Consider the following 25,875-nt stretch of genomic DNA (forward strand, 5'->3'; position numbering starts at 1 on the left):
CCTTTGCTTCTCCTAAACGGGAATCTGCACGCCCTGCTCACGCATGGCGTTGAGGCGATAGCGCAGTGCGCGTGGGGTCATGCCAAGGCTTTCGGCGGCCTTGGTCTTGTGCCCGCCGAAACGGCGGATGGTGTCGATCACATGCTGGTACTCGGCCCACTTGCCGCTTGCACGCAGCGCCGCCTTGCCGCCTTCGAGCGCCTGTGGCTGCAGGCGTGGCGCCGGCTCCGGGGCGCTGCTGGGCGGCAGGCTCAGGCCCAGGTCCTGCGCCTGGATGTACAGGCCGTTGCGCAGGATCAGCGCGCGCTGCAGACAGTTCTCCAGCTCGCGCACGTTGCCCGGCCAGTCGTGGGCCAGCAGGGCGCGGCAGGCGTCCTCGGTCAGCAGTTCGTGGCGCGCATCCTGCGGCGCGTACTGGCGGATGAAACGCCGCGCCAGCGCCAGCACATCCTCCTTGCGCTCGCGCAGCGGGCTGATGTGCAGTGGCAGCACATCGAGGCGGAACATCAGGTCGGCACGGAAGCGCCCTTGCGCCACTTCCTGCTGCAGGTCGCGGTTGGTGGCGGCGATGATGCGCACGTCCAGGGCGATCTCGCGACGTCCACCGAGGCGTTCGACGCGCTGCTCCTGCAACACGCGCAACAGCTTGGCCTGCAGGCCCAGCGGCAACTCGCCGATCTCGTCGAGCAGCAGCGTGCCGCCATTGGCCAGTTCGAACTTGCCGGGCTGGGCGCTCACCGCGCCGGTGAAGGCGCCTTTCTCGTGGCCGAAGAGGATGGACTCGAGCATCTGCTCGGGAATCGCCGCACAGTTGACCGCGATGAAGGGCGCGTCGTCCTGGGCTGAGAAGCGATGAATGTAGCGTGCCATCAGCTCCTTGCCGGTGCCGGTCTCCCCGGTGATGAGAATCGGCGCACGGGTCATCGCCACGCGTTGCGCCATGGCCAGCAGACGACGCCCGGCCTGCGAGCAGGACACGAAACCTTCCTCGCCGGCACTGGCCGATTCCTGGCGGCGCAACAGTGCGCTGAGCTGAGCCTCGCTGAAGGGTGCCAGGAGGTAGTCGACGCAGCCCAGTTCGAGCAGCGTCGCGGCCTTCTCCTGATCGGCATACTCCACCACCGGCACCACGCCGACGCGACCGACCTGGCGCAGGATCGCGCCCACCTGTGCATAAAGGGTGCTGCCGGCCAGGCTGCTGACGAACACCAGCACCAGGCTGGCGCCTTGCAGCGCATGCGGGTCGAGTTCAAGGCAGTTGGCGAAACGCCGGACACGGAAGCCCTGGCGCAGCAGGCCGCCCGTCAACAGACGCTCGCTGGCCGCGTCGGCCTGGCCGACCACGACTATATGTTGCTGCCCCAGCTGTTCATCGAACAGCTCGTCGCAGGCGTAACTTACCGTTTGAGTTGAGTGCTGCAAGGTAAATCACCCGTTGTCTGTGTGCGTTCGGCGGCTGCCTTCGACCCCGTGTGCAAAACTGCCAACTCGATGACAGTTTTTTTTCACGCGGTCCCTTAATCTTTCGAAACTTCCCGTCGCTCTTGTTTGGTCAACTCGGCGGAACTTGCCGATGCACCTTCCCTGGGTGCGACGGTTCACGGCGCGAACGTTAACAAGCGCACAAAAAATCGCCGAATTACTTGCTGTTATTTCCTATCAATGCTGGCCAGCCGCTATCAAAAACAGCATTTGATATCTATTGATTTAATTTCCCGCCCTCCCTCCCCCTAGACTCGCCCTCGTCATCACTGGCTTGCAGCGCTGTGCCTGGATGAATTCGACGCCACGACCACGGCTTCCCGCCATGGCCTGCCGGTAAATCAAAACGTCCTCTGCACTGCCTGTTCGACTGCCGAACAGCGCTCGCGCAGTTACAACCAGGAATACAGCTCACAACATGACCGGGATTAAAAAAGTCCTTCATGGCGTGCCCGCCGACAGTCTGCCCCGGTTGAAACCGCAGAAACTTGGCCGGCATTACCACAAGATTCCTCACTATATTCGCGAGCTCTCCGCCAAATATCCGCGCATCATCAGCGACTACTTTCTGCGCGCCTATCGAATCAATCTCGAACTGCTGCGGGTCGACGTGCATGAGCATGTGAGCAGAGAAGCCGAGTGCCGGTATCGCTCGGCCCTGGGCAAGGTCGGTTTCGCGATGGATCGGGCACTGCTGACCGAAGCCCTGGAGTGCTACTACGGCGGCACCTGCCTGCCCAATCACGAGGCGCCGCCGGTCAGCACCTCGGAACAGCGCATGCGCACACGCCTGGGTCTGGATGTCGCCCAGCTGTTCGCCCGCTCGATTCTCGCCGGCCAGACCTTCGGCAAGCTCGAGCCCTACGAGAACGCCTACGAAGAAGCGGCCTGGGAGTACGTGGCGGAGCTGCAGTTCAGCAGCCATATCACCGGCAGCCAGTCGTCGATCTTCATCTACCTGGATACGCAACTGGTCGACGAGATGACCAGCCGCCTGACCCCGCCGGCGCCCCCCGCGCAGAGCGGCAGCTCGCTCAACCAGATCCGCCAGTTGCCGGTGCGCCTGGATTGCGTGGTCGCCAGCCTGCAGATGCCGCTGGCGCAAGCGCTTGCCCTGCGCCCCGGCGACGTCCTGCCGATGCGACTGCTCGAGCACTGCGACGTAAAGATCAACCAGCAGAAGCTGTTTCGCGGCGCCATCTTCGAAGACGAAGGCGCCTTGTTCCTGACTTCTCTCGAGAGTGTGAAGACCCCATGAGCAGCCCCATTTCCGACAACGATTTCGACAGCCTGATCAACGATGCCGGTCTCGGCACCGACGAGCTGGTCAGCGAATCGACGCCCGCAGAAGCGCCGGCCAGCCTGCCACAGCAGGACCTGAGCTTCTTCGGCAAGATCCCGGTCAACGTCACCCTGGAGGTGGCCTCCACCGAGATCACCCTCAAGGAGCTGATGGACGTCGACGCCGGCAGCGTGATCGCCCTCGACAAGCTGGCCGGCGAGCCGCTGGATGTGAAGGTCAACGGCGCCCTGTTCGCCAAGGCCGAAGTGGTGGTGATGAACGGCAACTACGGCCTGCGCATCGTCGAGCTGTCCGGTAGCGGCCTCAGCGGGCTGGGCGTGTGATGCGGCGCCGCCTGCTGCAATCCGGTCTGCTGCTGGCAGCCCTGTGCTGCCCGTTGCTGGCCCAGGCCGCCGGTGGCGACATCACCCTGTTCAACTTCAACGACACCGAAGATGGCCAGACCCTGAGCGTCAAGCTGCAGATCCTGCTGATGATGACGCTGCTGGGCTTCCTTCCGGCCATGTTGATGATGATGACCTGCTTCACCCGCTTCATCATCGTCCTGGCCATCCTGCGCCAGGCCATCGGCCTGCAGCAGAGCCCGCCCAACCCAGTGCTGGTCGGCATCGCCCTGTGCCTGACGCTGCTGGTGATGCGCCCGGTCTGGCAGGAGATGTACAGCGAAGCCTACGTGCCATTCGAAGCCGACCAGATCAGCCTCGAACAGGGCCTTGGTGAAGGCAAGCGCATCATCAGTCGGTTCATGCTGGCGCAGACCAGCAAGAACTCGCTGGAAACCCTGGTCGCCCTGGCCGGCGAGGAGATGCCCGAGGACCTGGCCCAGCTGGACTTTTCCCTGCTGCTGCCGGCGTTCGTCCTCAGCGAGCTGAAGACTGCCTTCCAGCTCGGCTTCATGATCTTCGTGCCGTTCCTGGTAATCGACCTGGTGGTGGCCAGCGTGCTCATGGCGATGGGCATGATGATGCTCTCGCCGATGATGATTTCGCTGCCGTTCAAACTCATGGTGTTCGTGCTGGTGGATGGCTGGACCCTGCTGGTCGGCACCCTCACCACCAGCATTCAGCCCTACTAGCGAGGCCCGCGCGATGCTCACGCCCGAACACGCCGCCGAACTGGTGGCCCACGCCGTCTACATCACCGGCCTGATCGTCTGCGTGCTGGTGGTGCCGAGCCTGCTCGGCGGCCTGCTGGTGAGCATCTTCCAGGCGGCCACGCAGATCAACGAACAGATGCTCAGCTTCCTCCCGCGCCTGCTGATCACCCTCGCCATGCTGGTGTTCGCCGGCCACTGGATCCTGCGCACGCTGGGCGACCTGTTCATCGAAACCTTCAAGCAGGCCGGCCATCTGGTCGGCTGACGCCATGCCCATGCACGAGCCCTTGCTGCATGCCAGCACCTACCTGAGCAGCCTGCAGGCCTACTGGTGGCCCTTCTGCCGCATCGCCGCGCTGCTCAGCATGGCGCCGCTGTTCAACCACAAGACGGTATCGGTGCGCGTACGCATCCTCCTCGCCCTGGCCCTGACCGTGGCGCTCGGTGCCGCCCTGCCGGACATGCCGCAGATCGACCCGCTGTCGTTGCGCGGCGTGCTGACCGCCCTGGAACAGGCCGCCTTCGGCATCCTGCTGGGCCTGACCCTGCAGCTGGTGTTCACCATCTTCATGCTGGTCGGCGAGGTGGTATCGACCCAGATGGGCATGAGCATGGCGCGCTACAACGACCCGGTGAACGGCGTGTCGTCGTCCTCGATCGTCTATCAGCTGTACTTCATCCTGCTGGTGCTGCTGTTCTTCGCCATCGACGGTCACCTGGTCACCGTCAGCGTGCTGTACCAGAGCTTCCTGTTCTGGCCGGTGGGCAGCGGCCTGCATTACCTGGGCGCCGAGCACTTCATCCAGGCCTTCGCCTGGGTACTGGCGGCCGCCGTGCTGGTGACGCTGCCGATCGTGTTCTGCCTGACCCTGGTGCAGTTCTGCTTCGGCCTGCTCAACCGCATTTCCCCGGCGATGAACCTGTTCTCCCTGGGCTTTCCCATCAGCATCCTGATGGGCCTGCTGTGCATCTACCTGACCCTGCCGAACCTGCCGGACAGCTACCTGCACCTGACCCGCGAGCTGCTCAACGGCATCGGCGTGATCCTGCGCGAGGGCGGCGATGTCTGAGCAGAACAGCGGCCAGGAGAAAACCGAAGAAGCCTCCGCGCACAAACTCAAGAAGAGCAAGGAAGACGGCCAGGTCGCGCGCTCCAAGGACCTGTCGACCACCATCTCGCTGATCGCCACCCTGTTCATTCTCAAGTTCAGTGCGGGGCTGTTCATGGAGGGGCTCAGCGACAGCTTCCGCCTTTCCTACATTCAGTTCGGCCACAGCGAGATCGGCCTGGACGACCTCGACACCCTGCTCGGCTACAACCTGCTGGTGTTCATCAAGCTGCTGTCGCCGCTGCTGCTCACCTCGCTGCTGGTGGTGGCGTTGTCATTGGTGCCGGGAGGCTGGGTGTTCTCGGCGAAGAACTTCGCGCCCAAGCTGGGCAAGCTCAATCCCATCACCGGCCTGGGACGGATCGTCTCCGCGCAGAACTGGAGCGAGCTGCTCAAGTCGATCCTCAAGGTGCTGGTGCTGCTCGGCGTCGGCTACATGCTGGTGCGTGCCGCCTTGCCCCAGCTGATCGCCCTGCAGCGCAGCAGTGTGCTGGAAGCGATCTCGGCGGCGCTCGACCTGACGTTCAACCTGACCCTCTGCCTGATGCTGATCTTCGTGGTGTTCTCCTTCATCGACATCCCGCTGCAGCGCTACTTCTTCCTCAAGAAAATGCGCATGACCAAGCAGGAGCGCAAGGAAGAGCACAAGAATCAGGAGGGTCGCCCGGAGGTCAAGGCGCGCATCAAGCAGCTGCAGCGGCAGATGCTGCAACGACAGATCAGCAAGGTAATCAAGAACGCCGACGTGGTCATCACCAACCCGACGCACTACGCGGTCGCCCTCAAGTACGACACGAAAAAGGCCCAGGCCCCCTTCGTGCTGGCCAAGGGGGTCGATGAAACCGCGCTGTACATGCGCCAGATGGCTGCCAAGCACGAACTCGAGGTCGTCGAAGTACCGCCGCTGGCGCGCGCCATCTACTTCACCACCCAGGTCAACCAGCAGATTCCCGCACCGCTCTACACCGCGGTCGCCCATGTACTGACCTACATCCTGCAGCTCAAGGCCTGGCGCCAGGGCCGCAGGAGCAAGCCGCAACTGGCGAGCAACCTTCCGATTCCCGACAGCTTGGCCAACAGGGGCTGATCCATGAACCTACTGCAGCAACTCGCGCCCACCTTCCGCAGCGGCCGCATCGGCATCCCGGTGCTGATCCTGTCGATCCTGGCCATGGTCATCCTGCCACTGCCGCCCGTGCTGCTCGATGCCCTGTTCACCTTCAACATCGCCATGGCGATCCTGGTGCTGCTGGTCAGCGTGTCGTCGAAAAGCCCGCTGGACTTCTCCCTGTTCCCCACGGTGATCCTCATCACCACCCTGCTGCGCCTGTGCCTGAACGTCGCCTCCACCCGCGTGGTGCTGCTCGAAGGTCATACCGGCACCGGCGCGGCGGGCAAGGTCATCGAATCCTTCGGCGAGGTGGTGATCGGCGGCAACTTCATCGTCGGCCTGGTGGTGTTCGTGATCCTCATGATCATCAACTTCATCGTCATCACCAAGGGCGGCGAGCGCATCTCCGAAGTCACCGCGCGCTTTACCCTGGACGCGCTGCCCGGCAAGCAGATGGCCATCGACGCCGACCTCAACGCCGGCCTGATCGAGCAGAACGAGGCCAAGCGTCGCCGTTCGGAAGTGGCCAAGGAAGCCGACTTCTACGGGGCCATGGACGGCGCCTCGAAGTTCGTCCGGGGCGACGCCATCGCCGGTATCCTGATTCTCCTGATCAACCTGTTCGGCGGCTTCGCCATCGGCCTGTTCGTCTACGACCTGAGCGCCGGCCAGGCGTTCCAGCAGTACGCCCTGCTGACCATCGGCGACGGCCTGGTCGCGCAGATTCCGGCGCTGCTGCTGTCCACCGCCGCGGCGATCATCGTCACGCGGATCAACGAATCCTCGGAAATCACCGACCAGGTGCACCGTCAGTTGCTGGCGCAGCCGGCGCTGCTCTACACCGTGGCCGGCATCCTCTTCACCCTGGCCCTGGTGCCGGGGATGCCGCACCTGGCGTTCATCAGCTTCGCCGCCCTGGTGGCCTTCGTCGGCTGGATGGTGGCGCGCAACGGCCCACCCCGAGAGGCTGCCAGCCTGGAGCAGGTGGAGGCCTTGGGCAAGGCGATGGAGCAGGAACGCGCGCAGAACCTGGCCTGGGAAGACATCCCCCTGGTCGAGCGCCTGTCGGTATCGCTGGGCTACAAGCTGGTAGGGCTGGTCAACGAGGCCGCCGGGGCACCACTGACCCAGCGCGTTCGCGGTGTACGCCAGACCCTCTCGGAAAGCCTGGGTTTTCTCCTGCCGGAAGTGCATATCCGCGACAGCCTGCGCCTGAAGGCCTCGCAGTACAGCATCCAGATCAACGGCGAGAAGATCGACGGTGCCGAACTGCATGCCGACCGCATGATGGCCATCCCTTCACCGGAGCTGTACGGCGAGATCGACGGCATACTCGGCGTCGACCCGGCCTATCGCATGCAGGTGGTGTGGATTCAGCCGGAAGACAAGGCCCGTGCGCTCAACCTCGGCTACCAGGTGATCGACTGTGCCAGCGTGATCGCCACCCACCTGAACAAGGTGATCCGCGAACACCTGCCGGACGTGTTCAAGCACGATGACGTCGACCATCTGATGCAGCGCCTGCAGGTGCAGGCACCGAAGCTGGCCGACAGCCTGAAGACCCAGCTGAGCTACACCCAGCAGCATCGCGTCTACCGCCAGCTGCTGCAGGAGCAGGTGCCGCTCAAGGATATCGTCACCATCGCCACCACCCTGCTGGAGGCCAGCGAGTCGACCAAGGACCCGGTGCTGCTCGCCTCCGATGTGCGCTATGCCCTGCGCCGCGGCATCGTCGGCATGATCGCCGGGGAGCGTCAGGAACTGTCGGTATTCATCCTGGAAAATGCGCTGGAGAACACCTTGCTCAACGCCCTGGCCATCGCCCAGCAGGCCGGCCCGGTGAGCCTGGACAACATCCCGGTCGAACCCAGCCTGCTCAACCAGCTGCAGAACACCATGCCGGTGGTGAAGGAGAAACTGCGCAAGGACGGCCATCCGCCGATCCTCACCGTCATGCCACAGCTGCGCCCCCTGCTGGCACGCTATGCCCGCGTCTTCAGCCCCGGCCTGCATGTGCTGTCGCAGAACGAGATCCCGGACAGGGTAGGCGTCAACATCCTCGGCACCCTGGGCTAGTCGAGAAGCCTCCCGACAGGGTGGATGCCGCACTCGGCATCTGCCCCATCAGCCCTGCCACCCGAGGCTCACGCCTTCTCCTTGCGCAGCTTGCGCATTCCCTCGATCAGACGCACGTATTCGGCCGACTCGCCCTGCAGGGCCATGCCCGCTTCGAAGAAGCCGGTGCGGGTGTTCTCCTGCGACCACTGGCAGACCATATCCACGTCCACCTGACGCAGGTTCCCCTCCCGATCGCGCATGCGCACTCTCAGCTTGAGCATGCTACCCGGCTCTACGAGCGCATCGCTGAGCAGCTTCATCCCACACTCGGAAACGTCGCCGGCATAACCGATCAGCGCGTCGCGCTCTCGATCACTGATCTTGATGCGAAAGGTGGAACGGAAGGTGATTCGACTCGATTGACGCATAGGAGATTGCCTTAGTGCTCGCCACGTCTGGCTGGATCGCGAGGATCAGGTGCTATCAATCGACGTCATGCGAAGAGGACGTACGCGTTGATAACCTGTGATTCATCAACGCAAGGCGACCGGCAGGAGGGATTACTTAAGCCCGCTTGCAGAGCGACCACTCAGGTGCGCGACCACCGCCATCGCCCGCAAGCGGGCTCCTACGGGGATTTCGTGGTGCTCAGGCCAGGCGCGTACCGTAGGAGCCGGCTTGCCGGCGATCAGCCTTCGCCCACATGCCCGGCGCTGGCCACGCTGTACTTTCTGCCGCGCAAAGAAGAAACCCCAGACCTCGTTAGAGATCTGGGGTTTCGTATAGGAGCTTGACGATGACCTACTCTCACATGGTGAAGCACCACACTACCATCGGCGATGCGTCGTTTCACTACTGAGTTCGGGATGGGATCAGGTGGTTCCAACGCTCTATGGTCGTCAAGCAATTCGGTTGGGATCTCGCGGTAAGGCGCGATCCCTTGGATACGTGATAGAGGCTTGTAGCTCTCGCAAATTTTCGGCTTTCTGTCGACTTCACCATCGACACCCTCTGCTGTCAGAGCAGATTGTTTGGGTGTTATATGGTCAAGCCTCACGGGCAATTAGTACAGGTTAGCTCAACGCCTCACAGCGCTTACACACCCTGCCTATCAACGTCGTAGTCTTCGACGGCCCTTTAGGGGAATCAAGTTCCCAGTGAGATCTCATCTTGAGGCAAGTTTCCCGCTTAGATGCTTTCAGCGGTTATCTTTTCCGAACATAGCTACCCGGCAATGCCACTGGCGTGACAACCGGAACACCAGAGGTTCGTCCAACCCGGTCCTCTCGTACTAAGGTCAGCCCCTCTCAAATCTCAAACGTCCACGGCAGATAGGGACCGAACTGTCTCACGACGTTCTAAACCCAGCTCGCGTACCACTTTAAATGGCGAACAGCCATACCCTTGGGACCGGCTTCAGCCCCAGGATGTGATGAGCCGACATCGAGGTGCCAAACACCGCCGTCGATATGAACTCTTGGGCGGTATCAGCCTGTTATCCCCGGAGTACCTTTTATCCGTTGAGCGATGGCCCTTCCATACAGAACCACCGGATCACTAAGACCTACTTTCGTACCTGCTCGACGTGTCTGTCTCGCAGTCAAGCGCGCTTTTGCCTTTATACTCTACGACCGATTTCCGACCGGTCTGAGCGCACCTTCGTACTCCTCCGTTACTCTTTGGGAGGAGACCGCCCCAGTCAAACTACCCACCATACACTGTCCTCGATCCGGATAACGGACCAGAGTTAGAACCTCAAGGTTGCCAGGGTGGTATTTCAAGGATGGCTCCATGAGAACTGGCGTCCCCACTTCAAAGCCTCCCACCTATCCTACACAAGCAAGCTCAAAGTCCAGTGCAAAGCTATAGTAAAGGTTCACGGGGTCTTTCCGTCTAGCCGCGGATACACTGCATCTTCACAGCGATTTCAATTTCACTGAGTCTCGGGTGGAGACAGCGCCGCCATCGTTACGCCATTCGTGCAGGTCGGAACTTACCCGACAAGGAATTTCGCTACCTTAGGACCGTTATAGTTACGGCCGCCGTTTACCGGGGCTTCGATCAAGAGCTTCGCTTGCGCTAACCCCATCAATTAACCTTCCGGCACCGGGCAGGCGTCACACCCTATACGTCCACTTTCGTGTTTGCAGAGTGCTGTGTTTTTAATAAACAGTCGCAGCGGCCTGGTATCTTCGACCGGCATGGGCTTACGTAGTAAATACTTCACCCTCACCGGCGCACCTTCTCCCGAAGTTACGGTGCCATTTTGCCTAGTTCCTTCACCCGAGTTCTCTCAAGCGCCTTGGTATTCTCTACCTAACCACCTGTGTCGGTTTGGGGTACGGTTCCTAGTTACCTGAAGCTTAGAAGCTTTTCCTGGAAGCATGGCATCAACCACTTCGCATTCTAAAAGAACGCTCGTCATCAGTTCTCGGCCTTGATCTCCCGGATTTACCTAAGAAACCAGCCTACAACCTTAAACACGGACAACCAACGCCGTGCTGGCCTAGCCTTCTCCGTCCCTCCATCGCAGTAACTAGAAGTACGGGAATATTAACCCGTTTCCCATCGACTACGCATTTCTGCCTCGCCTTAGGGGCCGACTAACCCTGCGTCGATTAACGTTGCGCAGGAAACCTTGGTCTTTCGGCGTGCGAGTTTTTCACTCGCATTGTCGTTACTCATGTCAGCATTCGCACTTCTGATACCTCCAGCAAGCTTCTCAACTCACCTTCACAGGCTTACAGAACGCTCCTCTACCGCTCATCCAAAGGATGAACCCGTAGCTTCGGTGTATGGTTTGAGCCCCGTTACATCTTCCGCGCAGGCCGACTCGACTAGTGAGCTATTACGCTTTCTTTAAAGGATGGCTGCTTCTAAGCCAACCTCCTAGCTGTCTAAGCCTTCCCACATCGTTTCCCACTTAACCATAACTTTGGGACCTTAGCTGACGGTCTGGGTTGTTTCCCTTTTCACGACGGACGTTAGCACCCGCCGTGTGTCTCCCGTGCTGACACTTGCTGGTATTCGGAGTTTGCATCGGTTTGGTAAGTCGGGATGACCCCCTAGCCGAAACAGTGCTCTACCCCCAGCAGTGATACACGAGGCGCTACCTAAATAGCTTTCGAGGAGAACCAGCTATCTCCGAGCTTGATTAGCCTTTCACTCCGATCCACAGGTCATCCGCTAACTTTTCAACGGTAGTCGGTTCGGTCCTCCAGTCAGTGTTACCTAACCTTCAACCTGCCCATGGATAGATCGCCCGGTTTCGGGTCTATACCCAGCGACTAAAGCGCCCTATTAAGACTCGCTTTCGCTACGCCTCCCCTATTCGGTTAAGCTCGCCACTGAATATAAGTCGCTGACCCATTATACAAAAGGTACGCAGTCACCCAACAAAGTAGGCTCCCACTGCTTGTACGCATACGGTTTCAGGTTCTATTTCACTCCCCTCTCCGGGGTTCTTTTCGCCTTTCCCTCACGGTACTGGTTCACTATCGGTCAGTCAGTAGTATTTAGCCTTGGAGGATGGTCCCCCCATGTTCAGACAAGGTTTCTCGTGCCCCGTCCTACTCGATTTCATTGATAAGAGCGTTTCGTGTACGGGGCTATCACCCACTACGGCGGCACTTTCCAGAGCCTTCCACTACACTCAAATCAACTTAAGGGCTAGTCCCCGTTCGCTCGCCACTACTTAGGGAATCTCGGTTGATTTCTTTTCCTCAGGGTACTTAGATGTTTCAGTTCCCCTGGTTCGCCTCTTGCACCTATGGATTCAGTACAAGATACCCGGCTTATGCCGGGTGGGTTCCCCCATTCAGAGATCTCTGGATCACAGTCTGTTTGCCGACTCCCCAAAGCTTTTCGCAGGCTACCACGTCTTTCATCGCCTCTGACTGCCAAGGCATCCACCGTATGCGCTTCTTCACTTGACCATATAACCCCAAGCAATCTGGTTACTGTCTCAATCGTGAAGACGACATCGCCGAAAATTTGCGTCTTGAGAACTACAAATTTTGCCTTGATTAACAATGTGCAGTGAAACACATCGTTAGTCACTTCTATCACATATCCAAATTTTTAAAGAACGATTTGTACCGGTCAAAAGACCAGAAATCAGCACTCAACAGGTCATCACCTGAAGCGCTCATTTCTGAACTCTCTAACGATCATGCTGTAATGGTGGAGCCAAGCGGGATCGAACCGCTGACCTCCTGCGTGCAAAGCAGGCGCTCTCCCAGCTGAGCTATGGCCCCGTAAGCATCTGCACCTGAATTGGTAGGTCTGGGCAGATTTGAACTGCCGACCTCACCCTTATCAGGGGTGCGCTCTAACCAACTGAGCTACAGACCTATAACAGGGTCGCCGCGTTACAGCATCGTCTTCTACAGTGAATCAAGCAATTCGTGTGGGAGCTTATGAGAAAGCTGAAGTCTTCGATTAAGGAGGTGATCCAGCCGCAGGTTCCCCTACGGCTACCTTGTTACGACTTCACCCCAGTCATGAATCACTCCGTGGTAACCGTCCCCCCGAAGGTTAGACTAGCTACTTCTGGAGCAACCCACTCCCATGGTGTGACGGGCGGTGTGTACAAGGCCCGGGAACGTATTCACCGTGACATTCTGATTCACGATTACTAGCGATTCCGACTTCACGCAGTCGAGTTGCAGACTGCGATCCGGACTACGATCGGTTTTATGGGATTAGCTCCACCTCGCGGCTTGGCAACCCTTTGTACCGACCATTGTAGCACGTGTGTAGCCCTGGCCGTAAGGGCCATGATGACTTGACGTCATCCCCACCTTCCTCCGGTTTGTCACCGGCAGTCTCCTTAGAGTGCCCACCATAACGTGCTGGTAACTAAGGACAAGGGTTGCGCTCGTTACGGGACTTAACCCAACATCTCACGACACGAGCTGACGACAGCCATGCAGCACCTGTGTCTGAGTTCCCGAAGGCACCAATCCATCTCTGGAAAGTTCTCAGCATGTCAAGGCCAGGTAAGGTTCTTCGCGTTGCTTCGAATTAAACCACATGCTCCACCGCTTGTGCGGGCCCCCGTCAATTCATTTGAGTTTTAACCTTGCGGCCGTACTCCCCAGGCGGTCAACTTAATGCGTTAGCTGCGCCACTAAAATCTCAAGGATTCCAACGGCTAGTTGACATCGTTTACGGCGTGGACTACCAGGGTATCTAATCCTGTTTGCTCCCCACGCTTTCGCACCTCAGTGTCAGTATCAGTCCAGGTAGTCGCCTTCGCCACTGGTGTTCCTTCCTATATCTACGCATTTCACCGCTACACAGGAAATTCCACTACCCTCTACCGTACTCTAGCTCGCCAGTTTTGGATGCAGTTCCCAGGTTGAGCCCGGGGCTTTCACATCCAACTTAACGAACCACCTACGCGCGCTTTACGCCCAGTAATTCCGATTAACGCTTGCACCCTTCGTATTACCGCGGCTGCTGGCACGAAGTTAGCCGGTGCTTATTCTGTTGGTAACGTCAAAACCGCAGGATATTAGCCTACAGCCCTTCCTCCCAACTTAAAGTGCTTTACAATCCGAAGACCTTCTTCACACACGCGGCATGGCTGGATCAGGCTTTCGCCCATTGTCCAATATTCCCCACTGCTGCCTCCCGTAGGAGTCTGGACCGTGTCTCAGTTCCAGTGTGACTGATCATCCTCTCAGACCAGTTACGGATCGTCGCCTTGGTGAGCCATTACCTCACCAACTAGCTAATCCGACCTAGGCTCATCTGATAGCGCAAGGCCCTAAGGTCCCCTGCTTTCTCCCGTAGGACGTATGCGGTATTAGCGTTCCTTTCGGAACGTTATCCCCCACTACCAGGCAGATTCCTAGGCATTACTCACCCGTCCGCCGCTGAATCCAGGAGCAAGCTCCCTTCATCCGCTCGACTTGCATGTGTTAGGCCTGCCGCCAGCGTTCAATCTGAGCCATGATCAAACTCTTCAGTTCAATACTACTTGGGTTTTGAGAAAACCCTAAACTTGGCTCAGCAATCGCAAATAAACTCTCGAATTCACGAGTGTTACTTGTGATGCTGATAATCAGTTGACTACCAGTCTTACCTCACAAGCACCCACACGAATTGCTTGATTCAGTTGTTAAAGAACAGTTGGTTAAGTCTTTCGTCTCAACCGAGGCCGCGCATTCTACAGCAGCCTTTGTTTCTGTCAAGCTGTTTTTCGAAGAATTTTTTCTTTCTACTCAACCACTTGCGCTTTCGATCAGAGCTTCTTCTCTCCAGCGGGAGGCGCATTCTACAGCGTTCAAAACCGCTGTCAACCACCTCTTTTCTACCGCTTTCGATCCACTTGACCGAATCACCAACAGGGCTCAACCACCACCCTGTCGACCGGCGCGCATTCTACACGCCAGATCCAGCTTTGCAACCCCTCTTTTAAACTTAACTTATTGATTAACAAGAAGTTTTCGAAGAGCTTCATCGCTGAAGTGGCGCGCATTCTACAGCACCAGAACGCGCTGTAAAGCCCTGATATGCAAAAAGTTGCGCAGCCTGTTCCAACGGCCTGCGCCTCTTCTATATAGAGAGCGCGAAACTCAGATCACCCCCGCCTCACGCAGTGCAGTGATCTGCCCTTCGCTCATGCCCAGCACCCCCTGCAACAGCGCATCGGTGTGCTGCCCGAGCAGTGGCGGTGCCGAATGGTAGGCCACAGGCGTGTCCGACAGGCGCAGGGGACTGGCGACCTGAGGCGTACGACCGCCAAGCGCATTGGGCAGATCGAAGCTCAACCCACGGGACTGGACCTGCGGATCGGCGAACACCTGCTGCAGATCGTTGATCGGCCCACAGGGCACACCCGCCGCTTCCAGCAGAGCAATCCATTGCGCCGTGGTCTTGAACACGGTGGCCTGGCGCAGCTGCGGGATCAGCTCGGCCCGGTTGGCCACGCGCGCCTTGTTGGTGGCATAGCGCGGATCATCGGCAAGACCGGCGATACCCGCTACCTCGCAGAACTTGCGGAACTGCCCGTCGTTGCCCACGGCCAGGATGAAGTTGCCATCGGCGCTGGGGAAGTCCTGGTAAGGGACGATATTGGGATGGGCATTACCCAGGCGCTTGGGGGATACGCCCGTCGTCAGGTAGTTCATGGCCTGGTTCGCCAGACAGGCCACCTGCACGTCGAGCAGCGCCACGTCGATGTGCTGACCGATACCGGACTGCTCGCGCTGATTGAGCGCCGCCAATACGCCCACCGTCGCGTACAGCCCGGTGAGGATATCGGTGAGCGCCACGCCGACCTTCATCGGCCCCGCCCCTTCCTCACCCTCAGGGCGCCCCGTCAGGCTCATCAGCCCGCCAAGCCCCTGGATCATGAAGTCGTAGCCGGCACGCTTGGCGTAAGGCCCGGTCTGACCGAAACCGGTGATGGAGCAGTAGATCAGCTTCGGATTGATCGCCTTGAGCGACGCGTAATCCAGGCCATAGGCCGCCAGGCCGCCCACCTTGAAGTTCTCCAGCAGGACATCGCACTGCGCCACCAGCTCGCGGACCAGGCGCTGGCCCTCCGGCTGGGTGAAATCCAGGGTCAGGGACTGCTTGTTGCGATTCGCGCTCTGGAAATAGGCGGCCTCGCGCGAGTCGTTACCCTCGGCATCCTTTATATAGGGAGGCCCCCAATGCCGGGTGTCGTCCCCCGCCCCCGGCTTTTCGACCTTGATCACCTCGGCCCCGAGGTCGCCCAGGATCTGCCCGCACCAGGGCCCGGCAAGTACCCGGGACAGGTCGAGCACGCGAATATGGGAAAGAGCACCGGACATGGAGATCCTCCGCATGACGCGCCAAGCGCGCCATGGATCAGTGAGAGGCGCGAGCCTTTAGAAGAACGCTTGGATGCCGGTTTGCGCACGACCGAGAATCAGCGCGTGCACGTCATGCGTGCCTTCATAGGTGTTGACCACTTCGAGGTTGACCAGATGACGGGCGATGCCGAACTCGTCGCTGATGCCATTGCCGCCCAGCATGTCGCGGGCCAGGCGCGCGATGTCGAGCGCCTTGCCGCAGCTGTTGCGCTTCATGATCGAGGTGATTTCCACCGCTGCGGTGCCTTCGTCCTTCATCCTTCCCAAGCGCAGGCAGCCTTGCAGGGCCAGGGTGATTTCGGTCTGCATGTCCGCCAGCTTCTTCTGGATCAGTTGGTTGGCCGCCAGCGGGCGGCCGAACTGGTTGCGATCCAGCACGTACTGCCGCGCGGTGTGCCAGCAGAACTCGGCGGCGCCCAGCGCGCCCCAGCTGATGCCGTAACGCGCAGAGTTCAGGCAGGTGAACGGGCCACGCAGGCCACGCACATCTGGGAAGGCGTTCTCTTCGGGACAGAACACGTTGTCCATGACGATCTCGCCGGTGATCGAGGCGCGCAGCCCGACCTTGCCGTGAATCGCCGGAGCGGAAAGCCCCTCCCAGCCCTTCTCCAGCACGAAGCCACGAATCTCGCCGGCATCGTCCTTGGCCCAGACCACGAAGACGTCGGCGATCGGGCTGTTGGTGATCCACATCTTGCTGCCGCTCAGGCGGTAACCGCCCTCGACCTTCTTCGCACGCGTGACCATCGAACCCGGATCGGAACCGTGGTTCGGCTCGGTCAGGCCGAAGCAACCGATGTATTCGCCGCTGGCCAGCTTGGGCAGGTACTTCTGCTTGGTCGCTTCATTGCCGAACTCGTTGATCGGCACCATCACCAGGGAGGATTGCACGCTCATCATCGAGCGATAGCCGGAGTCGATGCGCTCCACTTCGCGGGCAATCAACCCGTAGCAGACATAGTTCAGGCCACTGCCACCGTAGGCCTCGGGAATGGTCGCGCCGAGCAGCCCGGTCTCACCCATCTCGCGGAAGATCTTCGGGTCGGTCTGCTCATGACGGAAGGCCTCCAGCACACGAGGAGCCAGCTTGTCATCGGCGAATTGTTGGGCGCTGTCGCGCACCATGCGCTCTTCTTCGGTCAGTTGCTGATCGAGCAGCAGCGGGTCGATCCAGTTGAAGCTTGCCTTGGCCATTGCGAGAAACCTCGAAACGATGAAGTGAGCGGCCGGCGCAACCGACCCCGTATAAGGATGATCCTAGGACGACCTGGCATCCAGGACAAACGCAGAATTCGCACAGACCTGTGCTTTTTCCTCACTTCGAGATAGCTTAAACAGCAACTAACGCCACTTCCGTGTGAGGCTTTCGCATAAATGCGCCGCAAGATCCCCAGCACCGCCGCCCTGGTCGCCTTCGAGTCCGCAGCGCGTCACCAGAGCTTCACCAAGGCGGCCGATGAGCTGAACCTGACGCAGAGCGCCATCTGCCGGCAGATCGGCGGGCTGGAAAGCTTCCTCAACGTCGAGCTGTTCCGCCGCTCGCGCCGTGGCGTGGTGCTGACCGAGGCCGGCATCGCCTACAGTCGCAAGGTGGCTGCCCAGCTCGATGCCGTGGAACGTGACACCCTGGCCCTGATGGGCAACCAGGGCACCACCAGCATCGAGCTGGCGGTGGTGCCGACATTCGGTACCCAGTGGCTGTTGCCACGCCTGCGCGCCTTCCAGCGGCTGCACCCCGAGGTCACGGTGCACCTGACCAACCGCACCCGCCCCTTCCTGTTCGCCGACACCCACTTCGATGCCGCCATCTACTATGGCGATGCCGAATGGTCAGGCACCGAGGCGCACTTCCTGATGCCCGAGCACCTGCTGCCGGTGTGCAGCCCGGCACTGCTGGAACAGGGTGAGATCGATGCGCAGCGTATCGCCACCCTGCCACTGCTGCAGCAGACCACCCGCCCCTATGCCTGGCGCCAGTGGTTCGCGGCGCAAGGCATGAGCGTCGCCCGCGACATGACCGGGCCTCGCCTGGAGTTGTTTTCCATGCTGGCCCAGGCGGCCCGCCATGAAATGGGTGTCGCCCTGATTCCCCCCTTCCTGATCCAGCGGGAACTCAAAGAGGGCAGCCTGGTGATCGCCATGGACGCGGCCGTGCCGGACAACGACCGTGCGTACTACCTGATGGTGCCGGAGCGCAAGGCCGAGTCCGCGGCGCTCAAGGCCTTCCGCGACTGGCTGCAAGGCGAGGCACGCGCCTACCGAGCCGAGTAGTCATGCCCCTACTCTTTTCGACCGAGAGCAGCGAAACAGAAGCCGGATTGAACACGTAGGGCGCTATCGGTCACACTACAAGGCGCTCTGCCCGATTCATTCACAAAAGCCCCTGTCTCTGGGGTATTGCGTGATTTTGAACGCCTCGTTCATTACTTTTCACACTCCAGCCGATTCGACCAACGGTCATTCCGCTCATGAATACCGGCATGGCCGCCAAACCTGCATGAAACCTGCTGCCGACCGGACGCCACGCGGGCTGCGCGCAGTATAAAAATCCCTCATAGACCCATTACTTGTAGTAATGCATTTTTTTTACTCCATAACTTCTTGTAAGGGTTTGCGTTCGACTGCACAATCGCCGCGCCCGCCATTCACTATCGGGTTATGTGCTGATCCCCAATCGCCGGCGCGCCAGCGCAGTGCACCGGTTCACAAAAAAGATCACGCAGGAGATTAGAAGTGCACATTGGTGTTCCTCTCGAAACCCATGCAGGGGAGACGCGGGTTGCCGCGACCCCCGAGACCATCAAGAAGCTGGTCGGCCAAGGTCATCAGGTGACCGTGCAAGCCGGTGCTGGCGTCAGCGCCAGCATTCCGGACAGCGCGTATGAGGCCGCTGGCGCAACCATTGGCAACGATTCGGCCGCCTTCGGCGCCGACCTGGTGCTCAAGGTGGTCGCACCCACCGACGCCGAACTGACTCACATGAAGTCCGGCGCCGTGCTGGTTGGCATGCTCAACCCGTTCTGCAATGAGACCATTGCGCGCATGAATGCCCGCGGCATCACCGCCTTCGCCCTGGAGGCCGCGCCGCGTACCTCCCGCGCACAGAGCCTGGACGTGCTGTCGTCCCAGGCCAACATCGCCGGCTACAAGGCGGTGATGCTGGCGGCCAACCACTACCCGCGCTTCATGCCCATGCTGATGACCGCCGCCGGTACCGTTAAGGCGGCCCGCGTGCTGATCCTCGGGGCAGGTGTCGCCGGCCTGCAGGCCATCGCCACCGCCAAGCGTCTGGGTGCCGTGATCGAGGCATCGGATGTGCGTCCGGCAGTGAAAGAGCAGATCGAGTCGCTCGGCGCCAAGTTCGTCGACGTCCCCTTCGAGACCGACGAGGAGCGCGAGTGCGCGCAGGGCGTGGGCGGCTATGCCCGGCCGATGCCGCAATCCTGGATGGAGCGTCAGGCCAAGGCCGTGCACGAGCGCGCCAAGCAGGCCGACATCGTCATCACCACCGCGCTGATTCCGGGCCGCAAGGCACCGACGCTTCTGCACGAAAGCACGGTGGCCGAGATGAAGCCGGGCTCCGTGGTCATCGACCTGGCGGCCGCTCAAGGCGGCAACTGCCCGCTGACCGAGGCCGATCAGGTCGTGGTCAAGCACGGCGTCACCTTCGTCGGCCACACCAACCTGGCCGCGCTGGTGCCGGCAGATGCCTCGGCGCTGTATGCACGCAACCTGCTGGACTTCCTCAAGCTCGTGATCGACCAGGAAGGCCAGTTCCAGCTCAACCTCGAAGACGACATCGTCGCCGCCTGCCTGATGTGCAAGGACGGTGAAGTCGTGCGCAAGAACGGCTAAGGAGTAGGGACATGGATCTGATTTCCGACGGCATCTACAACCTGATCATCTTCGTGCTGGCTATCTATGTCGGCTACCACGTGGTCTGGAACGTCACCCCGGCCCTGCACACCCCGCTGATGGCGGTCACCAATGCCATCTCGGCGATCGTCATCGTCGGCGCCATGCTGGCGGCCGCACTGACCGTCACGCCGCTGGGCAAGGCCATGGGCACCCTGGCCGTGGCCCTGGCCGCCGTCAACGTCTTCGGCGGCTTCCTGGTCACCCGACGCATGCTGGAAATGTTCAAGAAGAAAGCGCCGAAAGCACCTGTGGAGAAACACTGACCATGAGCATGAACCTGATCACTGTTCTCTACCTCGTCGCCTCGGTGTGCTTCATCCAGGCGCTCAAGGGCCTGTCGCACCCGACCACGTCGCGGCGCGGCAACCTGTTCGGCATGATCGGCATGGGCATCGCGGTGGCCACCACCGTCGGCCTGATCTACAAGCTCGGCGCCGATCTGGCCGTGCAGGGTATCGGCTTCGTGGTCGTCGGCCTGCTGATCGGCGGTAGCGTCGGCACCGTCATGGCCAAGCGCGTGGAAATGACCAAGATGCCGGAGCTGGTCGCCTTCATGCACAGCATGATCGGCCTGGCTGCCGTGTTCATTGCCATCGCCGCCGTGGTCGAACCGCAGTCGCTGGGTATCGTCGCCGCCCTGGGCGATGCGATTCCGTCCGGCAACCGCCTGGAGCTGTTCCTCGGCGCGGCCATCGGTGCCATCACCTTCTCCGGTTCGGTGATCGCCTTCGGCAAGCTGTCGGGCAAGTACAAGTTCCGTCTGTTCCAGGGCGCCCCGGTGGTGTTCAAGGGCCAGCACCTGGTCAACCTCGCGGTCGGCCTGGCGATCCTCGCCCTGGGCCTGTACTTCACCTTCACCGGCAACATCACCGCATTCGCGGTGCTGGTGGCGCTGGCCTTCGTCATCGGCGTGCTGATCATCATCCCGATCGGTGGCGCCGACATGCCGGTGGTGGTGTCGATGCTCAACTCCTACTCGGGCTGGGCGGCCGCCGGTATCGGCTTCTCGCTGAACAACTCGATGCTGATCGTCGCCGGCTCGCTGGTCGGCTCCTCGGGCGCCATCCTCTCGTACATCATGTGCAAGGCGATGAACCGTTCGTTCTTCAACGTCATCCTCGGCGGCTTCGGTGCCGACGCAGATGCCGGTGCGGCAGGCGGCAGCCAGGAGCAGCGCAGCGTGAAGTCGGGCTCGAGCGACGACGCTGCCTTCCTGCTGACCAACGCCGACACCGTGGTGATCGTCCCCGGCTATGGCCTGGCGGTTGCCCGTGCCCAGCACGCGCTGATGGAACTGGCGGAGAAGCTGACCCACCGTGGCGTGACCGTGAAGTACGCGATCCACCCGGTTGCCGGCCGCATGCCGGGCCACATGAACGTCCTGCTGGCCGAGGCCGAAGTGCCGTACGAGCAGGTGTTCGAGATGGAGGACATCAACTCCGAGTTCGGCCAGACCGACGTGGTCCTGGTGCTCGGCGCCAACGACGTGGTCAACCCGGCCGCGAAGAACGATCCGAAGTCACCGATCGCCGGCATGCCGATCCTCGAGGCCTACAAGGCCAAGACCGTGATCGTCAACAAGCGCTCGATGGCCAGCGGCTACGCCGGCCTGGACAACGAACTGTTCTACATGGACAAGACCATGATGGTCTTCGGCGATGCCAAGAAGGTCATCGAGGACATGGTCAAGGCCGTGGAATAAGCCCTGACCAGTCAGACAGGAAACCCGGCCTCGCGCCGGGTTTTCCGTTTCTGGAACCGGTAAAAAAGCTGAATTTCAGGTCAAACGCTACGGCAAATCAATTTGCAACTGTACTGCTCGAAAGACCATGGTTAACGGGTTGCACCCAGTTAAAAATCTCGCATAAATGGGTTGCACCCAGTTTTTTAACTTATGGCCAGTACAGTTCATTCATTTCCTGACCAAACAGTTACAAAGCAACCTATCTAATAGCACAACAATTTCATCCAGCTGTGACTACTGGGCCACGCTCGCGCTCGGGATAATTTCCCCATCGAAAGCAAACACCAGACCCGCCACAAGCGGAAGGATGACCACCATGGAACGTACCCTCAGTTCCGCCCTGCTCCAAACTCACAGCGTTGCCAGTGACAAGTCTGCCTGGCCCCTGCGCCTGATCGCCACCCTCAGCCTGTGGCAGCGCCGCATCGTCAGCCGTCGTCAACTGGCTCGACTGGATGCCCGCCTGCTCGCTGACGCTGGCATCACCGAAAATCAGCGTTTCGTCGAACTGCAGAAGCCGTTCTGGCGCTGATTGACCGCTTTGCTCCATCCCAGAATTGGGATCTTCTGAGAGCTCCACCGTCTCTGCTGCGGTGGGGCTTTCGTTTTATCTGGAACAGTCGTCGCCCTGACGAGCAGTACAGTTGCCAGGTATCAGACACTGCCCCTGCACAATTCCCCCCGTTTGTATCTGCTCCTCGACAACCATTGGCGAGATCATGGACTGCCACACCTTGTCTCTGGACAGGAGTACGCCATGGACCGCACGCACTCCCCGCTCTCGCAGCACGCACATCCCCACGCCCTGGACTCCCTGCGCCTCTACGCGCTGCTGCGTCATTGGCAGCGCAACCTGCGCACGCGCCGCCAGCTGGCCCAGTTGAATGCACAGCAGCTGGCCGACGCAGGCATCAGCCCGGCCCAGCGCGAGCAGGAACTGGCCAAGCCCTTCTGGCGCTAGGCCAGCAATGGAGTGCACAGGCCTTCTGGGCTAAGCTGCGGACGCGGGCAGCACCTTGTCCCGTAACCTCGGAGTGACCCCAGATGCCTCTCAACAAATCCTTCAGCGCCGCCCTGCTGACGATGCTGCTCGTCGGCAGTGCCAGCGCCAGTAGCCTGGTCGCCACCACGGATACCCTGGTGGGCGCCCTGGCCGGCACGGCCGAAGGCCTCTCGGATGCGACCAGCTCCCTGCGCGACATGAAGCAGATACGCGCCGCTCGCGAGGACGCCGCCAGCTTCGTCGCCAGCGACGGCGCCATCCGCAGCGCCAGGCTGGAAGCTGCCCTGCTGCAGATTCGCAGCCATGCCAGCGAGCTGGCGCAGGCCGATGACCTGACCCTGGCACAAGCCATTCTCAGCCTGTAGAAGACTCCACGCCCCTGCCGGTCGACTCACTGCTGACCGGCTTCGCTGCGCCCCGTACACTTCCCCGAGCGACCGCGCACGGGGAACCGCGCAGGCTTGCCCACGTCAAATCGTCCGTTCTGCAGTTCTCGGAGCTACTCATCATGCGTCGTTCACTCGTCATCGCCCTCACTGCTTGTGCCCTGTGCAGTGGCCTCGCCCAGGCTCAGACCCTAGTCGCCACCAGCAACATCGTCGTGCGCGCGCTGGATCGCAGCATCAACTTCACCTCCGATACCACCACCTCGCTGCGCGACATGAAGGCCGTGGTTCAGGCCCGCGACGACGCGGCTAGCTTCGTTGCCAGTGCCGGCGAAATCCGCGGCGCGCAACTGGAAGCCGCCCTGCAGACCATCCGCCAGCAGTTGCCAGAGGCCCGACAAGCCAGCGACCTGCAGCTCGCCGAAGCCATCCTCGCCCTGTGACTCGCCTCGCCGCCTGGTGCTGCGGCGTTCTGCTGACGCTCGCCACGGGCCTCGCCCAGGCACAGCTGCGCCTGCTGCTGGACGACGACGCACTCGCTGCGGCCGAGCGCCAGGCCAGCCAGACGCTGCTGGACGAGGCCATGGCAGCGTTACCGCCAAGTTTCATCGCGCGGCTGGATCGCGTGGTCGCTGTCAGCTGGCGTGCCGACATGCCGGCCGACGTCTACGGTCAGGTCGGGCGTTTCAGCGGTATCGAGCTCAATGCCGCGCTGCTGGCAAGGCTGGTGGACGGTTCGGCAGCCCGCAATCGCACCAGTCGCGCCCACGGCACCCAGCGCCAGGAGCTGCTGGCCACCCTGCTGCACGAGCTGACCCACCTCTACGATCGCGCCCGGCTCTGGCCCACCGCCGAGCGCCAGCGGATCAACCAGTGTCGGCAGCGTGCCAGGTCGACCGGCCTGGTCGGGCTGGCGGACGAGTGCCGCGGCCAGACCGAACGCCGCTTCACCCTCAGCGACGACCCACGTCTGCTCGACCTGGCCGGCTGGGCGCAACGGGTCGGCAGGCGCGGCGCACGCGACACGGACAACGGCCAGGTGGCGCGCAGCCCGGACGACTACGAACTGCGCAACGCACTGGAGTTCGTCGCGGTCAACCTCGAATACTTCCTGCTCGATCCGAGTTACGCCTGCCGTCGCCCGTCACTGGCTCGCTACTGGCGCGAGCACTTCGACTGGACACCGCCGACCACGCCCTGCGCCAGCGATTACCCCTACCTCAACGCCGGGCGCGACTTCGCCCGCCAGCCGCTGGGGCGCCTGGACCCGGAGCGCGTGTACGAGGTCGACTACCTGCTCGCCGAAGCCAACGATGCCTGGATGAGCCGCTGGGGCCACAGCATGTTGCGCCTGGTGGTCTGCGCACCGGGCAGGCCGCGTGGCCCGGATTGCCGGCTGGATCTGGACCAGCACCTGGTGCTGTCCTATCGCGCCTTCGTCGGCGACCTGCAGCTCTCCAGCTGGGATGGCCTGACCGGCGTCTACCCATCGCGCCTGTTCGTCCTGCCACTGGAGCAGGTGATCGACGAGTACACCAAGGTCGAGCTGCGCAGCCTGGCCTCGGTGCCACTGCGCCTGTCACGCGACCAGCTCGAGCAACTGGTGACCCGTGCCGTGGAGCAGCACTGGAGCTATGACGGCGACTACTACTTCATCTCCAACAACTGCGCGGTGGAAACCCTCAAACTGCTGCGCAGCGGTACCGGCGACCCGCAGTTGCAGGCGCTCGACAGCATCCTGCCCAACGGCCTGCTGCAACTGATGGACGCCCGCAGCCTGGCCGACACCTCGGTACTGGACGACCCGCGCGAAGCGCTGCGCCTGGGCTACCGCTTCGACTCCTTCCGCGAGCGCTACCAGGCGATGTTCGGCGTGTTGCGCCAGCGCCTGCCGATCCCGCAGGGCAGCGTCGAAGCCTGGCTGGAACAACCCGCAGAGGATCGTCGCCAGTGGTTCAGCCAGGCCGATCTGCGTGCCAGCGCCGCCCTGCTGCTGCTCGAACAAGCCGCCCTGCGCCGCCAGTTGCTGCTCGCCCAGGACGAACTCAAGCAGCGCTACCTGAGCGGGCGTGCCGCAGGCGACCCCAACCTGAACAAGGCCGGCAGCGCGCTGGAACAGATACTCGCCAACAGCGGCTTCCTCAGTCGCCCCGCAGAATTGCTCGACGGTGGTTATGGCTTGCCGCAGTACAGCGAGTGGCAGGGGCTGGAGAACCGCAGCCGTGAGCGGCAGCAGCAGCTGCGCCAGCTCAGCGACGAACTCGATGGCGAGGTGCGCAAGCTGCTGGAGCCCGGGCGTCTGCTCGAACTGGAGGCCAACGAGGCCAACCTCCTCGCCCTCGGTGAGCACCTGCGCGCGCTGCACAAGGCCAGCGGAGGCCTGGAGCTGCCCTGATCCCCCCGCTACAGCAGCTCCTCATCTTCCTCCGGCAGCTGCGGATCGGCGCTGAGCCATGGCAGACGGCTGCCCACCCAGATGTGTCGATTGGCCGGCGCTAGTTCCGGCGCATCGAGGGTGGCGACTGTCACATCCAGCGTCCGCGGGCTGAGCGTGGTGAACAACGCCAGGTGCGCGCCACAGTCGGCGCAGAAGTAGCGCGAGCAACTGGCCGATGAAGCGAAGGTGCGTGGCTGCCCCTGCAACCACTGGAAGCTCGTCCTGGGCACCGTGACCCAGGTGGTGAGAATGCCACCGCTGCTACGCCGGCAGATGGCACAGTGACAATGCGCACTGTCCGACAGCGGCGCCTCGATCCGGTAACGCAGGGCACCGCACTGGCAGCCACCCTCATGCTGCTCGCTCATCTCTTCGCTC

Annotated in this window: 21 protein-coding genes, 2 tRNA genes and 3 rRNA genes; 16 read left to right on the forward strand and 10 right to left on the reverse strand. The window is 61.3% G+C overall.

The window, feature by feature from the left end; genetic code table 11:
* Positions 1–12 precede the first annotated feature (12 nt).
* On the reverse strand, positions 13–1,422 hold the full coding sequence (locus FIV02_RS23640) for a sigma-54-dependent Fis family transcriptional regulator (protein WP_152489959.1): 1,410 nt from the start codon (positions 1,420–1,422) through the stop codon (positions 13–15).
* A gap of 478 nt (positions 1,423–1,900) precedes the next feature.
* On the opposite strand from FIV02_RS23640, the gene FIV02_RS23645 reads away from it, so the two are divergent.
* From FIV02_RS23645 to flhA, 7 genes are read left to right on the forward strand one after another with little or no spacing between them, the layout of a single operon-like run.
* Positions 1,901–2,740, forward strand: a complete 840-nt coding sequence (locus FIV02_RS23645) for a FliM/FliN family flagellar motor switch protein (protein ID WP_150607084.1) — start codon at positions 1,901–1,903, stop codon at positions 2,738–2,740.
* Entirely contained in the window at positions 2,737–3,108 is a 372-nt protein-coding gene (gene fliN, locus FIV02_RS23650; protein WP_047587253.1) for a flagellar motor switch protein FliN, read from the forward strand. Before FIV02_RS23645 ends, fliN begins: the two co-directional genes overlap by 4 nt.
* Positions 3,108–3,860, forward strand: coding sequence for a flagellar type III secretion system pore protein FliP (gene fliP, locus FIV02_RS23655; RefSeq protein WP_152489960.1), 753 nt, complete (start codon positions 3,108–3,110; stop codon positions 3,858–3,860). Before fliN ends, fliP begins: the two co-directional genes overlap by 1 nt.
* A 13-nt stretch (positions 3,861–3,873) precedes the next feature.
* Positions 3,874–4,146, forward strand: a complete 273-nt coding sequence (locus FIV02_RS23660; protein WP_037051071.1) for a flagellar biosynthetic protein FliQ — start codon at positions 3,874–3,876, stop codon at positions 4,144–4,146.
* A gap of 10 nt (positions 4,147–4,156) precedes the next feature.
* The gene (fliR, locus tag FIV02_RS23665) at positions 4,157–4,951 is read left to right on the forward strand and encodes a flagellar biosynthetic protein FliR (RefSeq protein ID WP_047587258.1); all 795 of its coding nucleotides are present in this window, start codon (positions 4,157–4,159) and stop codon (positions 4,949–4,951) included.
* Positions 4,944–6,077, forward strand: a complete 1,134-nt coding sequence (gene flhB / locus FIV02_RS23670; protein ID WP_152489961.1) for a flagellar biosynthesis protein FlhB — start codon at positions 4,944–4,946, stop codon at positions 6,075–6,077. Before fliR ends, flhB begins: the two co-directional genes overlap by 8 nt.
* A 3-nt stretch (positions 6,078–6,080) precedes the next feature.
* On the forward strand, positions 6,081–8,177 hold the full coding sequence (gene flhA / locus FIV02_RS23675) for a flagellar biosynthesis protein FlhA (RefSeq protein WP_152489962.1): 2,097 nt from the start codon (positions 6,081–6,083) through the stop codon (positions 8,175–8,177).
* Positions 8,178–8,245: 68 nt separating this feature from the next.
* Here flhA and FIV02_RS23680 read toward each other — a convergent pair whose 3' ends face one another.
* The 8 genes from FIV02_RS23680 to FIV02_RS23720 form a co-directional block, all read right to left on the reverse strand.
* Positions 8,246–8,587 carry a PilZ domain-containing protein gene (locus FIV02_RS23680; RefSeq protein WP_152489963.1) on the reverse strand — a complete coding sequence of 114 codons (342 nt, stop codon included), beginning with the start codon at positions 8,585–8,587 and terminating at the stop codon, positions 8,246–8,248.
* Between the two features lie 360 nt (positions 8,588–8,947).
* A 5S ribosomal RNA gene (rrf, locus tag FIV02_RS23685) occupies positions 8,948–9,063 on the reverse strand.
* 138 nt (positions 9,064–9,201) lie between these two features.
* A 23S ribosomal RNA gene (locus FIV02_RS23690) occupies positions 9,202–12,094 on the reverse strand.
* A gap of 245 nt (positions 12,095–12,339) precedes the next feature.
* Positions 12,340–12,415, reverse strand: a tRNA-Ala gene (locus tag FIV02_RS23695).
* 20 nt (positions 12,416–12,435) lie between these two features.
* A tRNA-Ile gene (locus FIV02_RS23700) sits at positions 12,436–12,512 on the reverse strand.
* A gap of 88 nt (positions 12,513–12,600) precedes the next feature.
* Positions 12,601–14,137: ribosomal RNA gene (locus FIV02_RS23705) — 16S ribosomal RNA — on the reverse strand.
* Together the 16S, 23S and 5S rRNA genes with 2 tRNA genes alongside form the textbook arrangement of a ribosomal RNA operon.
* A gap of 606 nt (positions 14,138–14,743) precedes the next feature.
* A complete protein-coding gene (locus tag FIV02_RS23715) occupies positions 14,744–15,967 on the reverse strand; it encodes a CaiB/BaiF CoA-transferase family protein (protein WP_152489964.1) in 1,224 nt (407 codons plus the stop codon).
* A gap of 57 nt (positions 15,968–16,024) precedes the next feature.
* Complete coding sequence (locus FIV02_RS23720; protein ID WP_037054635.1) at positions 16,025–17,203, reverse strand: acyl-CoA dehydrogenase; 1,179 nt, start codon at positions 17,201–17,203, stop codon at positions 16,025–16,027.
* Between the two features lie 180 nt (positions 17,204–17,383).
* Here FIV02_RS23720 and FIV02_RS23725 point away from each other — a divergent pair, with 180 nt between their 5' ends.
* From FIV02_RS23725 to FIV02_RS23765, 9 genes are all read left to right on the forward strand, one after another.
* Positions 17,384–18,280 (forward strand): LysR family transcriptional regulator, encoded by an 897-nt coding sequence (locus tag FIV02_RS23725; protein WP_152489965.1) that lies wholly within the window; start codon positions 17,384–17,386, stop codon positions 18,278–18,280.
* 462 nt (positions 18,281–18,742) lie between these two features.
* Positions 18,743–19,864, forward strand: a complete 1,122-nt coding sequence (locus FIV02_RS23730) for a Re/Si-specific NAD(P)(+) transhydrogenase subunit alpha (RefSeq protein WP_037054631.1) — start codon at positions 18,743–18,745, stop codon at positions 19,862–19,864.
* 11 nt (positions 19,865–19,875) lie between these two features.
* The gene (locus tag FIV02_RS23735) at positions 19,876–20,190 is read left to right on the forward strand and encodes an NAD(P) transhydrogenase subunit alpha (protein ID WP_037054628.1); all 315 of its coding nucleotides are present in this window, start codon (positions 19,876–19,878) and stop codon (positions 20,188–20,190) included.
* A gap of 2 nt (positions 20,191–20,192) precedes the next feature.
* A complete protein-coding gene (locus tag FIV02_RS23740; RefSeq protein ID WP_152489966.1) occupies positions 20,193–21,629 on the forward strand; it encodes an NAD(P)(+) transhydrogenase (Re/Si-specific) subunit beta in 1,437 nt (478 codons plus the stop codon).
* Between the two features lie 358 nt (positions 21,630–21,987).
* Positions 21,988–22,203 carry a DUF1127 domain-containing protein gene (locus tag FIV02_RS23745; protein WP_037054622.1) on the forward strand — a complete coding sequence of 72 codons (216 nt, stop codon included), beginning with the start codon at positions 21,988–21,990 and terminating at the stop codon, positions 22,201–22,203.
* 225 nt (positions 22,204–22,428) lie between these two features.
* Entirely contained in the window at positions 22,429–22,632 is a 204-nt protein-coding gene (locus FIV02_RS23750) for a DUF1127 domain-containing protein (protein ID WP_037054620.1), read from the forward strand.
* Between the two features lie 83 nt (positions 22,633–22,715).
* A complete protein-coding gene (locus FIV02_RS23755; RefSeq protein WP_037054618.1) occupies positions 22,716–23,039 on the forward strand; it encodes a DUF2388 domain-containing protein in 324 nt (107 codons plus the stop codon).
* Between the two features lie 143 nt (positions 23,040–23,182).
* The gene (locus FIV02_RS23760) at positions 23,183–23,503 is read left to right on the forward strand and encodes a DUF2388 domain-containing protein (RefSeq protein ID WP_037054615.1); all 321 of its coding nucleotides are present in this window, start codon (positions 23,183–23,185) and stop codon (positions 23,501–23,503) included.
* Complete coding sequence (locus FIV02_RS23765) at positions 23,500–25,455, forward strand: DUF4105 domain-containing protein (protein ID WP_152489967.1); 1,956 nt, start codon at positions 23,500–23,502, stop codon at positions 25,453–25,455. The genes FIV02_RS23760 and FIV02_RS23765 overlap by 4 nt, the downstream gene beginning before the upstream one ends.
* A gap of 8 nt (positions 25,456–25,463) precedes the next feature.
* Here FIV02_RS23765 and FIV02_RS23770 read toward each other — a convergent pair whose 3' ends face one another.
* Entirely contained in the window at positions 25,464–25,865 is a 402-nt protein-coding gene (locus tag FIV02_RS23770) for a GFA family protein (protein WP_152489968.1), read from the reverse strand.
* Positions 25,866–25,875 lie beyond the last annotated feature (10 nt).

This window comes from Pseudomonas sp. THAF187a (assembly GCF_009363395.1).
Taxonomy (GTDB): domain Bacteria; phylum Pseudomonadota; class Gammaproteobacteria; order Pseudomonadales; family Pseudomonadaceae; genus Aquipseudomonas; species Aquipseudomonas khazarica.

Excerpts from the sequence above, each read along its gene's own strand:
- FIV02_RS23720 (WP_037054635.1), bottom strand. The coding sequence starts at position 17,203 with ATGGCCAAGGCAAGCTTCAACTGGATCGACCCGCTGCTGCTCGATCAG.
- fliR (WP_047587258.1), top strand. The coding sequence starts at position 4,157 with ATGCACGAGCCCTTGCTGCATGCCAGCACCTACCTGAGCAGCCTGCAG.
- FIV02_RS23760 (WP_037054615.1), top strand. The coding sequence starts at position 23,183 with ATGCGTCGTTCACTCGTCATCGCCCTCACTGCTTGTGCCCTGTGCAGT.
- flhB (WP_152489961.1), top strand. The coding sequence starts at position 4,944 with ATGTCTGAGCAGAACAGCGGCCAGGAGAAAACCGAAGAAGCCTCCGCG.
- FIV02_RS23745 (WP_037054622.1), top strand. The coding sequence starts at position 21,988 with ATGGAACGTACCCTCAGTTCCGCCCTGCTCCAAACTCACAGCGTTGCC.
- FIV02_RS23725 (WP_152489965.1), top strand. The coding sequence starts at position 17,384 with ATGCGCCGCAAGATCCCCAGCACCGCCGCCCTGGTCGCCTTCGAGTCC.
- fliP (WP_152489960.1), top strand. The coding sequence starts at position 3,108 with ATGCGGCGCCGCCTGCTGCAATCCGGTCTGCTGCTGGCAGCCCTGTGC.
- FIV02_RS23660 (WP_037051071.1), top strand. The coding sequence starts at position 3,874 with ATGCTCACGCCCGAACACGCCGCCGAACTGGTGGCCCACGCCGTCTAC.
- FIV02_RS23715 (WP_152489964.1), bottom strand. The coding sequence starts at position 15,967 with ATGTCCGGTGCTCTTTCCCATATTCGCGTGCTCGACCTGTCCCGGGTA.
- fliN (WP_047587253.1), top strand. The coding sequence starts at position 2,737 with ATGAGCAGCCCCATTTCCGACAACGATTTCGACAGCCTGATCAACGAT.
- FIV02_RS23740 (WP_152489966.1), top strand. The coding sequence starts at position 20,193 with ATGAGCATGAACCTGATCACTGTTCTCTACCTCGTCGCCTCGGTGTGC.
- FIV02_RS23755 (WP_037054618.1), top strand. The coding sequence starts at position 22,716 with ATGCCTCTCAACAAATCCTTCAGCGCCGCCCTGCTGACGATGCTGCTC.
- FIV02_RS23735 (WP_037054628.1), top strand. The coding sequence starts at position 19,876 with ATGGATCTGATTTCCGACGGCATCTACAACCTGATCATCTTCGTGCTG.
- FIV02_RS23750 (WP_037054620.1), top strand. The coding sequence starts at position 22,429 with ATGGACCGCACGCACTCCCCGCTCTCGCAGCACGCACATCCCCACGCC.
- flhA (WP_152489962.1), top strand. The coding sequence starts at position 6,081 with ATGAACCTACTGCAGCAACTCGCGCCCACCTTCCGCAGCGGCCGCATC.
- FIV02_RS23645 (WP_150607084.1), top strand. The coding sequence starts at position 1,901 with ATGACCGGGATTAAAAAAGTCCTTCATGGCGTGCCCGCCGACAGTCTG.
- FIV02_RS23770 (WP_152489968.1), bottom strand. The coding sequence starts at position 25,865 with ATGAGCGAGCAGCATGAGGGTGGCTGCCAGTGCGGTGCCCTGCGTTAC.
- FIV02_RS23680 (WP_152489963.1), bottom strand. The coding sequence starts at position 8,587 with ATGCGTCAATCGAGTCGAATCACCTTCCGTTCCACCTTTCGCATCAAG.